This is a genomic window from Acinetobacter sp. WCHAc060025 (assembly GCF_004209355.1).
Lineage (GTDB): Bacteria > Pseudomonadota > Gammaproteobacteria > Pseudomonadales > Moraxellaceae > Acinetobacter > Acinetobacter wuhouensis.
Map to the genome: position 1 here is coordinate 1 of NZ_SGSX01000039.1, position 9,869 is coordinate 9,869.

General features: G+C 37.3%; 8 protein-coding genes and 2 pseudogenes. 5 read left to right on the plus strand and 5 right to left on the minus strand.

The features are described from left to right. Window positions 1-159 precede the first annotated feature (159 nt). From EXE09_RS18130 to EXE09_RS18140, 3 genes and pseudogenes are all read right to left on the minus strand, one after another. Window positions 160-2,691: a relaxase/mobilization nuclease domain-containing protein gene (locus EXE09_RS18130; protein WP_130118195.1), complete on the minus strand. Its 2,532-nt coding sequence runs from the start codon at window positions 2,689-2,691 to the stop codon at window positions 160-162. After that, window positions 2,675-3,217: a plasmid mobilization relaxosome protein MobC gene (gene mobC / locus EXE09_RS18135; protein WP_004977505.1), complete on the minus strand. Its 543-nt coding sequence runs from the start codon at window positions 3,215-3,217 to the stop codon at window positions 2,675-2,677. The genes EXE09_RS18130 and mobC overlap by 17 nt, the downstream gene beginning before the upstream one ends. A 697-nt stretch (window positions 3,218-3,914) precedes the next feature. Further along, window positions 3,915-4,369, minus strand: a pseudogene (locus EXE09_RS18140) (transposase); the annotation flags it as partial. A 60-nt stretch (window positions 4,370-4,429) separates the two neighbouring features. On the opposite strand from EXE09_RS18140, the pseudogene EXE09_RS18145 reads away from it, so the two are divergent. Continuing rightward, a pseudogene (locus EXE09_RS18145) lies at window positions 4,430-4,557 on the plus strand (type I restriction enzyme endonuclease domain-containing protein); the annotation flags it as partial. 70 nt (window positions 4,558-4,627) lie between these two features. Here EXE09_RS18145 and repM read toward each other — a convergent pair. Continuing rightward, a complete protein-coding gene (gene repM / locus EXE09_RS18150; RefSeq protein ID WP_115729228.1) occupies window positions 4,628-5,542 on the minus strand; it encodes a replication initiation protein RepM in 915 nt (304 codons plus the stop codon). A 362-nt stretch (window positions 5,543-5,904) separates the two neighbouring features. Here repM and EXE09_RS18155 point away from each other — a divergent pair, with 362 nt between their 5' ends. Continuing rightward, complete coding sequence (locus EXE09_RS18155; protein ID WP_115729227.1) at window positions 5,905-6,534, plus strand: AAA family ATPase; 630 nt, start codon at window positions 5,905-5,907, stop codon at window positions 6,532-6,534. Further along, window positions 6,531-6,764 (plus strand): hypothetical protein, encoded by a 234-nt coding sequence (locus EXE09_RS18160; protein WP_115729226.1) that lies wholly within the window; start codon window positions 6,531-6,533, stop codon window positions 6,762-6,764. The genes EXE09_RS18155 and EXE09_RS18160 overlap by 4 nt, the downstream gene beginning before the upstream one ends. 94 nt (window positions 6,765-6,858) lie before the next feature. Here EXE09_RS18160 and EXE09_RS18165 read toward each other — a convergent pair whose 3' ends face one another. Next, window positions 6,859-7,176: a hypothetical protein gene (locus tag EXE09_RS18165; protein ID WP_115729225.1), complete on the minus strand. Its 318-nt coding sequence runs from the start codon at window positions 7,174-7,176 to the stop codon at window positions 6,859-6,861. Between the two features lie 290 nt (window positions 7,177-7,466). Here EXE09_RS18165 and EXE09_RS18170 point away from each other — a divergent pair, with 290 nt between their 5' ends. Then, window positions 7,467-8,630 carry a DNA methyltransferase gene (locus tag EXE09_RS18170; protein ID WP_130118196.1) on the plus strand — a complete coding sequence of 388 codons (1,164 nt, stop codon included), beginning with the start codon at window positions 7,467-7,469 and terminating at the stop codon, window positions 8,628-8,630. A gap of 521 nt (window positions 8,631-9,151) precedes the next feature. Further along, window positions 9,152-9,328 carry a hypothetical protein gene (locus EXE09_RS18875; protein WP_165382089.1) on the plus strand — a complete coding sequence of 59 codons (177 nt, stop codon included), beginning with the start codon at window positions 9,152-9,154 and terminating at the stop codon, window positions 9,326-9,328. The last annotated feature ends 541 nt before the right edge of the window (window positions 9,329-9,869 follow it).

Below are 9,869 nucleotides of genomic sequence, written 5' to 3' on the forward strand. Positions count from 1 at the left end.
TCGATAAACCTAATTTTTTTATAACAATAAATTGTTCCAACGTACACCCTGCAAGGGTCGATAAACCTAATTTTTTTATAACAATAAATTGTTCCAACGTACACCCTGCAAGGGTCGATAAACCTAATTTTTTATAACAATAAATTGTTCCAACGTACATTAATGATTTAGATCATAATCACGATTTGGCTGCTTTTCAGGTTCATAAGTTTGCTCTAAGACATCGCTTTGAGGAATCGGCTTAGGCTTTTTCACCTCGTGGATATGGCTCTTTATGTTCTCAAAACTCTCTAAACACGATTGATATGACGCTCTTTGATGTTTCAAATGATCGTTTTGAGGCTCTAAAATAATTTCACATTTCAAATAGTTAAGCATGCATCGGTCGTTTTTTATGATCTCCTCGATTTTGTCATAGTCCCATGTATTGATCATTCTGCTTGCTTGGCTGATGTATTTCTCCAAGTTTTGAGCTTTTTTCTGCACACAATCAATCAATTGCAATAGATTATTATCGTTGTATGCTTGCTGTTGTTGGGCTGAAAGTTGTTTGTGATCAGCAACGTAACCGGGGTAATAAGCGTCAATTCGCAAGTCACGGAAATCTGTAGCCGGCTTTGGTTTGGGTCGAATTTTAGCGACTATGGGTTCTAGTTGTTCAAGTTGTTGATTAAGGTCATTAATCGTTCTACAGTTTCCCCAAGCGTATTGATCTGCTTGCTTTGCATCTCCAAGTCTGTGTAAAAGTCGGTTGGTACCTGCAATTGCGAGATGATTGAGAGTGCTGCCTCCAGGTCTGTCTGCTGTGTGCGTATCGTCTGTTGAATGGGTTGTAATTCGATCTTCACTAAGTCTCTGACAGTAGCTTTTAAATTCAGTTGATTTAATGCTGTCGTCAATTGCCTTTGCAATTGGATTCTCAAGTTTTCTTGAAATGCTTGCTGTAATTGCTCCGAAAATTCGCCCTGCTCGAGCTTTGAAAGTTCTACTTTCATAGCCAAAATTAATGCTTGTTGAGCTTCTTTCTCTGAGTTCAAGTTGTTGATTTTGTCCTTTAAACTCTGCTCTACTTCGCTGTAAGTGGTCAAAATATTCTTTAATGAACTGACCTGTTGACTCAAGACTTCGTTTTGTTCTGCTAACAAGCTGTTTTGTTGACTCAACAAGGCGTTTTGCTCTGTCAAAAATTGGTCGATTTCGGTCTGCATGACTTACCTCCGTAGGGTGTTCAAATAATTGATTTGGGCCGTGATTGCTTCTGAGTTCTGTTGAATGATTTGTCGTTGCGCTTGGATGGTCTTTAAGTTTGTACTGGACTGATAAATCGTATAAAAACTGATTAAAATCATCAGCACCCCAAACAAGATCATCCCGCATGAAATGTATTTTGCTTTTTGCGTATTCAGTTTTTCCGTGATCAGCGTTTGTATTTCGCTCTCGATTTGCCCACTTTGATTGACTATCGCTTGCTGCACTTGGGCCTGGACTTGGGCTTGGATGCTCTTCTGATCTATCGAGATGTTCTGCAACTGGTTGTTGATTTTGCTCTGTAGAGCCTGAGTTGATATTGAAAACGAATCTATGCTCGATTTCACTTTTGATATTTCCGTAATATCTATACTCGCGAGTTTTGCCTGGAGTTCCTCGATTTGCACGGTATAGCTGGCTGTCAGCGTTTTTATTGCTTGGGGGGATAAATTCCCTATCTCGGTCAAAATCGAGTTGAGGTGTAATTCCAGGGCTGTTGTCTTCTCCTGTACTTTGTGCAAAAGCGTAGTGCCGTTGATGATAGGCTGCTCGCTTTGCTCGATAAGTTTCTCGAAGTTGATCAGCCTGTCGGAGAGCTGTTGCAAGCTCATCTGCAGTTGCTCGGCTTTCTGTTGCTGCTCGTAGACGCTTTGAATAAAGTCCAATTTCGAATTGTTCATGATAATAATCTCCTCTGAGTCTGTGTGTTTTGCCGTTGCTTAATACGACACTTAAAAATTCTTTACTTTGCTTAACTGATTTAACGCCTTGGAGTTGCTCGATACATTTGACAATATCCGCCCTGTTTTTTACTGTTTGCGTCTTTAAAAGCGTTTTGACGAGATTATCAACAGTCTTGCAAAACTGCTTTTTTCTAAGTGTCTTCAACTCTTCGCTTGCAAGGATTTTTTTGGCTTGTGCATTAAGTTTTGCAACGTGATTCGGCTCTTGCGTTGTTTGTGTCCAAGTGATGTCATCAGGGCGCGACCACTCGTATTTTGTGTTGAAGTAATCTCGTAATGCGTCGAAATGTTTTTCGTGTCCTGGCGGGGCAATATTCAGTGATTTACCACTTTGAATATCGAGCCGTGGCGTTAAAACATGAATATGTTTTGAGCCGTCATCATCAGTGTGCAGAACAGCAAAAAGGTGGTATTGAGACTGATCAAGTCCTGCAAAAGCGTGTTTTTCAAAGTCATTTAAAACTTCCAGGATCTGCTCGTCAGTCGGATCATCGTCTTTTGACCATGCGACTACTCCACTGGTGTACTTCCACAGGTGAGGGCTTGCATTACAAATGGCATTGAACGTGGTCGCATCACCTCGTAAAACATGAACGCCAGCACGCAGATTTCCTTGATGATCGAACTGATCTAAAACATACGCTGAAGCGTGTGCAGCCGACCCTTTTCCGTGATCCAGAAATTTAATATGCACTTTCATCCTGCTCCGCTAAAACAATCGAAGGTAGTGCCTGGTCAACATTTAAGTCTTCCAGTTGCTTTTGAAGCCGGTCAGGGCTTTGTCTGCCGATTTTAGGCAGTGCGGGAAATACTTGTTCTAACTCAGTTTGGATACCTCTTAAAACAAGCAATACGCTGAAAATATCAAGCTTCTGCTGTTCTTGGGGATTCGCATTTTTGATGATATTTAAAGCACGGGCCATCTGATTCAGGTTGTTACCAATACGACCCAACTCCAACAGTAATTTGGGATCGGCCTTAGGAGCAGGTCGCTGCAGGATTTTTTCTGGACGACGGTGGCGCTTTTTGATCTCAGGTTCAGGCTGGGCAATGCCTTCCGTTTCTTTTGGCACGGTGTGCTGAGTTTTCATAAAAGCCTGTCCAATCAGCCAATGTACAAAATCCGTAAAATTCATGCTGTTTGCAATTAGCAGCTGATCCAACTGCTGTTCTTGCAGCGCTAAAAAGCGTAAGCGCTTTGTAATGGTTCGTTTACCAGTTTTCATTTTTATCCCGTCATCAAATTTGTGAAGTTTGGGGTCTTAGGGGGTCGCCCCTAACAAGCCCTGTTGCGTACCAGAAAAGTGCACGTAGTGCAGTTTTCTGTAGCTACAGGTAGGCTTGCTTATTAGAAGCAGCTTCTAAAAAACACAGAAACTTGCTTTCGACGAGAACATACCAAATATGAAAAAATTGAGTTTTCAAAAGTGATGATTTGAGAAAAATATTTAATTTAAGGTAGTGATAAATAAAATAAGTCAATATTTATCAAATATTTAAAAAAATTATTGACTTTAATAAACTTAAAAAAACAAGCGAAAAGCTTTACGATTGTTGAATTGTTTTTTTTAGATACATTGCTTAAACAACCAATCAGTGAGTGCGCCTGGATGCTTTTGATTTTTTGCTGGGTAATTTTTGGTAGAAAATGCCACAAAGAGTATGTATTGAAAATAATTTAGGTATGTATTGAACGACTAAAAAAGCAATTTCAGCATGTATTGAAATAATTTGGGTATGTATTGAACGATGAAAAACGTAATTTCAGCATGTATTGAAAAATTTTTGGCTGTGTAACGGTAGATTTGATGTTTTTTTAATCAATAGTTCATAAAATGAGTTTTATGCCATTGATATTAAAGTGTCATTAGTGTTAGCACTAATAATTCCAAAGCTTTCAAAATTCTGTGTCAGCCAAATTGGCTAGAGCTTAATTATATGAGGAGAACTGCTCCGCAAGTGTCTGCCTTCAAAATCAATCGATAACTGTGTGATGGTTTGCCTCCAACCGACATTGTCCATTTTTCAGAAGCCTGTTGAATGCCAATATAGAGCAATTTCAGCAGGCTATTTTCATTCGGGAAAGCCCATTTGGTTTTGGTGAGTTTTCTGAATTGGCGATGTACTGCCTCAACCACATTGGTGGTATAAATTGGTTTCCTGGCTTTAGGGTATTTGAAATAGGCACTGAGTAAATGCCATTTCTCACGCCACGAGCGAATGACTTTCTCGTATTTATCACCCCATTTGGCTTCCAGTTCATCCAGAGCTATTTCAGCTGCCTGCCTGGTGTCTGCCCGGTAAACAGGTTTCAGATCAGCCATAAAGGTTTTTTGATCTTTACTGGCCACATAGCGCAAGCTATTGCGGACTGGGTGTGAGAAATGAAGATTTCTTATATTGTTTAGAGATTTTGTATTGCCTGCCCAGAGTAATGAGCGAAACTCAGAGTTATTGTGAAACGATTACTCAAGAAGTAGGCTATCCACCTGATATGGCTTTGCTTACAACAGAGACTGTCTTGGAGCAGGCGGAGCAATTGGCAGATAAGTTATCTGCTGCTTAATTTTTTGCAATCAAATTGAAATTATTACAAAACTAGATTAGTTCTACATAACAACTAATCTAGTTGCATATCATACCTCGAGGCCTAACTCTTTGAGAACACTAGCATACTTTCTGACAAACTCGACATCTTGTAGTTCAATCAGAAGCCTTTTCTCTAGATCAGCATAGCTTTCCCCTACTGCAGCTTTTTTGCTTGCAAATGGATCATGGTGAGCTAGCTTGTTGGCAAAGAATTGAATCTGTTTATCTGTCAATTTCTTAGGTTTATTATGCGTAATTGCATCCACATGTTGCTTAGGTTTGAATGAAAAAGAGAAACCACTAATCGTACGCCCTACTTTGTGTTGTTCGTAAGAAGCTGTGATATCAGTCAGTTCATTGATCTGGTTTAATGCTATATCTAGTACTCGAACCTTAAAGTTCGCCATCTTTGCATATTCACCTTCAGCTAACCCAAGCTTGAATCGAAAGTCATCAATATCAAACATAGGTGTCTTTCCAACACTACGCCATTGGATGAGTAACTCGTAAAGGCGAATAGCATACTTACTTGTAAGAGAGCTAATTTGCTTAAGTTCGTAAGCAGTGAATGACTTCTCAAGCTGCGTAATCAATGGAATGACATCAGGTGCAAAAGTGAGTTCTACGATACCTGCAGAATCAACATAGGCTATTTTGGAAACCCACCGTGATTTGACGATCTTTTCCTGTTGAGTTCCCTCATGGATACCCTTGTAACTGAATTTGCGCTCAAATAGGTTGCTAGCAGCGTTTTTAAGCCCCTCATAGGCTGCATGCTTATCAACATTGAATTGCTTCATGTAATGATGAGCATGAACCTCTAACGTGCTATTAGCGTCCACATCCTTGCTTACTTCTCTTGCCTGCACAATCGCCAAGAGAATCAATCGTTGTTCTGTTGTGTCTAAATTATAGCTAGCATTGATTAACGCATTATCCTTCACTACGAGGTCATTTTTCACTGAGGTTTCCCCATGTAATTATCCAATTAGCATACATCAACAAACAGTGTAGGCACAAGGTGGGAAAACGTAGACTTATCACCTCTGAAACGCTTGCTATATAAGGCTTACAGAGGTCTTAAAAATAAAAAAATTAAAAGTATTTAAAAATAAAAAGATTACTGCTTCAAAATTTAAGAGAATTTCTTGTTTTACGAGTATCAATTTACAGTGATGAATCAGTATGAAGAATAACCATCATTTAGGTGGGAAAATGTAGACTAATGCTGAATCGGCAGATAACAGAATTTCTCAAGTAATCATTTACACCACTTAAAAATGCAACTATATTGAATTCAAATTAGTTACAAATTACAAGTAAAATGATTCTATTAATTGGAAGCCAAAAAGGTGGATGTGGTAAATCAACAATAGCCATCAACATTGCAGCATATCTTGCTAAACATAACAAAGACATTGTGTTAGTTGATGCTGATCCTCAGCAAAGTTCAGCTAATTGGGTTAAAGACAGAGATGACACTAACTTACCTAAAGTGCATTGTGTTCAACGCTATGGCGACATCAAGAACACATTGAAAGACCTAGATAGCCGTTATGATTATGTGATTGTCGATGTTGCTGGACATGACAGCAAAGAGCTTAGAACAGCAATGTTAACGGCTCATTACCTGGTAGTGCCATTTAGGCCATCCCAATTCGACTTGGATACTCTACCTCATCTATCAGAAATGATTGATCAGGCGAAGTCCTTTAATGAGGAACTGAAGCCATTTGGACTACTAACATTGGCCCCAACAAATCCATCAGTATCTGAAGTACAGCAAGCGAACGATTATCTCGCTGACTTCCCATTGTTCACAGCGTTGTCATCCGTGATCCATGATCGCAAGGTTTATCGTGATGTCACTGCTGAAGGTAAAGGTGTTGTTGAATCCAATAACCCAAAAGCAATAGAAGAGTTTGAGGCATTCATGAAGGAACTTCTTGTATGATTAAGAAAAGGGAAATTACAAAGACAGCTCCTGATATAGAAGCCTTCATCAATGGAGCTAATGAGCAAACCACACCAAAGCTAGACCCTAAAGCTTCCAGAAAATTTAAGACGCATACGATTCCGATGAACGAGTATGAGTATAGGCTGTTGACTGAGTTGGCAGAGAAATATGGCCAAACTCACAATGGCATTATTAGATTTGCATTGAAGAAGTTAAAGGAAGAATGAAACTAAATAAAAATCAATTTGAAACTAATTTAGTTATAAATTAGTTTTAATATAGGGGCTGTACTAAGTTAATCTAGCACAGTCCCTATAAAAATTAATGGCTAATGATGTCGAGAATTTTCTTCCATAAAATCTCAACGACTTCTTCCTGACTTATCTCATGCAGGTAAACTTCTGAAATTTCTTGTTGAAGCCACTTTTCTAATTTCTCTTGATGTGCAGAATGACTAGAATATTCATTCAATCCAAAATGAGTGATCATCTTGTTCGATGAATTTTCAGAATCATAACTCATAAAATCATAAAGCTTCTGTAAAACAGATTTAATGACCTCTTTCTGAAAACCCTTCCGGATTTTTTCCTCTCGGTACATCAAGTCTAAGTTATTGTGGGCTGTATACACATTTGGCATAAATTTATCCTTGTAAAGTAAAGGATCACAAGAACTAGAGACAATGAGGATATAGATAACTTTACTTTCGATATCTACTATGAAAAAATCCCTACGCTAACCTACCAAGTGGCGTAGTTTATTGCCTCATATTCTTATGATCGTAATAAATGGGAAAAAGAGTTTTTAAAGCTCTTTTTTTTAAACCATTTTTTTGGTAACCATATTGGTTACCAAAAAAATTAACTTGTTTTATTAAGGTTGTCAATCATATAATCCGTACAAATAGCTATTTTTTTTGAGACACTTAAATGGATGAGTTTGTTGCATTCCCTTCTTTTAGCCATTTCTTTGAAAATAGCAACACGGGTATTTCTGATAAAGATTTTGAAAAAATAAAATATGAAATCAATGACTTTGATATCATTGTTGGGAATGAAATAAACTCTTTACATACACTTGTTTCACAATCTAAAGAGTTTGATTTGATTATTATAAAACCAGAGATCGATTTTTTTCTTTTTGTGGGGCTCTTTAAAAACAAAGATTCTGTACTTAAACATTACCGTCAATATTTTGAATTATTGAGACAATTACTTACTGATAAAGGTAGTTTATATGTACATGTTTCCAACCTTCATCTAATGAGTGAATTCCAAGTAATATTAGATAAAGTTTTTGGCGAAGCTAGGTGTGTGAATCAAATTTTACTAAAAACCCATAATTCTTCATTTAAAGCATCAAAAGGCTTTACTAAAACAGCTCATGAGGTAATCCTTTTTTATACCAAAACAGATAACTTTATTTGGAATGATCTGATCCAGACAATCACAGAAGATAATTTAGCTAAAAAGTTTCCTCATGTGGATGCACTGGGGCAATTTAGACTCATGCCTTTACATGTTCCTGGTGTGCGAAAACATGGTGAAACTGGTAGGCAATGGAGGGATATGAATCCACCCGAAGGTAAGCACTGGCGTTTTTCTCCAGAAAAAATGGATGAACTTGATCAACAGGGTCTTATTCATTGGTCCAGAACAGGCAATCCACGTTTAAAAGATTATGTTAAAAGTGATACTGGTGTTAGATATACAGACTATTGGGACTTAGCATCAGCAAAAAATTCAACATACCAAATTAAAAATCTGCAGAAAGCCTATGAGGTTATTATTAAATCCAGTACCAATGAAGACTCCCTAATATTGGATGCTTGCAGCTTTGATAGCGTCTGCTTGAATGCGGCAAATAACTTAAATAGAAAATGGATTGCAGTAACACCTAATATAGAATCCTTTTTATTTACATTGCGTTATTTGGAAAAAGACTTTTGCTCGAAAAATTTGGCAAGGGCTATTACAACTCCAGAATTTATCTCTAATGAGTTCGCTAATCCTAGCCCTGTGTATAAGGTACAAAATAAAAATTTCAAACATTTAAGTCTTTTAAATAACCTTAGAGTCATCTTAAGTGATTAAATTTGTAGGAAAAAACTTTAAGCTCTGAACGGCTCAAGATATTTTCTGATGAACATAGTTTGATTTTTATTGTCATATTTTCCTATACACTAAAGATCCAACTGCAAAATTCCTGTGGAAATTGATTAATAACCACCATTACAACTTGTGTATCTATACTCACCTTGAGATTGATACTGCACTAAAATGTGCAACTAAGCTGAATCCTGATTACACATTCAGTAAACACATTGCTGATATCAATACAAATGCCGTAGAGGCAGCTATAACAACGTATAGCCTGGCTGAGTAGAGATCCATCACCAAAGACAAGTAAGAAAGCTAAACGGTTAGCTGGCAGCGATTTAAGCGAAGCAGAGAAGATGATGTAGGTAGAGTTTGCTTTATCGCCTATTATCCGACCGAGCTCCTCAATGGAGTAGGTCATTACAAATCTTGGGACAGCTCAGTAAGATTTTACTCACGGTTGTACTGCTTTTTATTGCTTGGGTGTGGTTGCTGCATTTTCCTTGGTCATGGTATTGAAAACAACGATTGTGATGGAGATATTGGCTGTAGCTTTTGTAGTGTTGTGCGAATATTCAGGTCGTGAGGTCGATGGAGCAAGTGGCTGGATTACCATTGTTTATTTGATTTTACACGCCTATGCAGCAGTGATTTTAGGTGTAATGCGATTATTGGTTTGGTTGTGGCAGTAGGTGATTGCTTAAATGTTCTGAATGAATCCTGTCTGTATTAAGCAGCACCCCATAAATTAGTTACATATTGGTTTCATTTTAGTTCTTAATTAGTTTCAAATAAGTTGCAATAAACAACTATCCAATCAGATGATACTGAGATAAAAAATCAAAAAAGCCCATTTTTAAAATGGGCTTTCTGAAAATCGCCTATGCGATAACTCAAAAATGAGTATAACTTTCAGTGGCTTGAAAGGATCTAAAAATCGCCTATGCGATAACTCAAAAACCGCATTCGCGGTGACTCACAACAATGTTAAGAACATATATTGTAATTAATTAGTAGTCTACAGTTTTTTATGCAAAAAATTAAAAAATTTTAATGAACTAAAATTACATATATTCAATAACTTGAATCATAAATTAAAAATTTATGTGATTTTATAGAACTTTACTCGAAACTTACAAAGAAATTCTTATAAGAGATGCAGCCAAAAGCTATATTTTATGAGGTTTTAGCCAATTCAAAAATTAGATAAAACTATACTTTCGCAAGAGGTCT

What these genes read in the sequence shown, in the direction of transcription:
- EXE09_RS18130 (WP_130118195.1), bottom strand. Translation starts at nt 2,691, where the DNA reads ATGAAAGTGCATATTAAATTTCTGGATCACGGAAAAGGGTCGGCTGCA.
- mobC (WP_004977505.1), bottom strand. Translation starts at nt 3,217, where the DNA reads ATGAAAACTGGTAAACGAACCATTACAAAGCGCTTACGCTTTTTAGCG.
- EXE09_RS18155 (WP_115729227.1), top strand. Translation starts at nt 5,905, where the DNA reads ATGATTCTATTAATTGGAAGCCAAAAAGGTGGATGTGGTAAATCAACA.
- EXE09_RS18160 (WP_115729226.1), top strand. Translation starts at nt 6,531, where the DNA reads ATGATTAAGAAAAGGGAAATTACAAAGACAGCTCCTGATATAGAAGCC.
- EXE09_RS18165 (WP_115729225.1), bottom strand. Translation starts at nt 7,176, where the DNA reads ATGCCAAATGTGTATACAGCCCACAATAACTTAGACTTGATGTACCGA.
- EXE09_RS18170 (WP_130118196.1), top strand. Translation starts at nt 7,467, where the DNA reads ATGGATGAGTTTGTTGCATTCCCTTCTTTTAGCCATTTCTTTGAAAAT.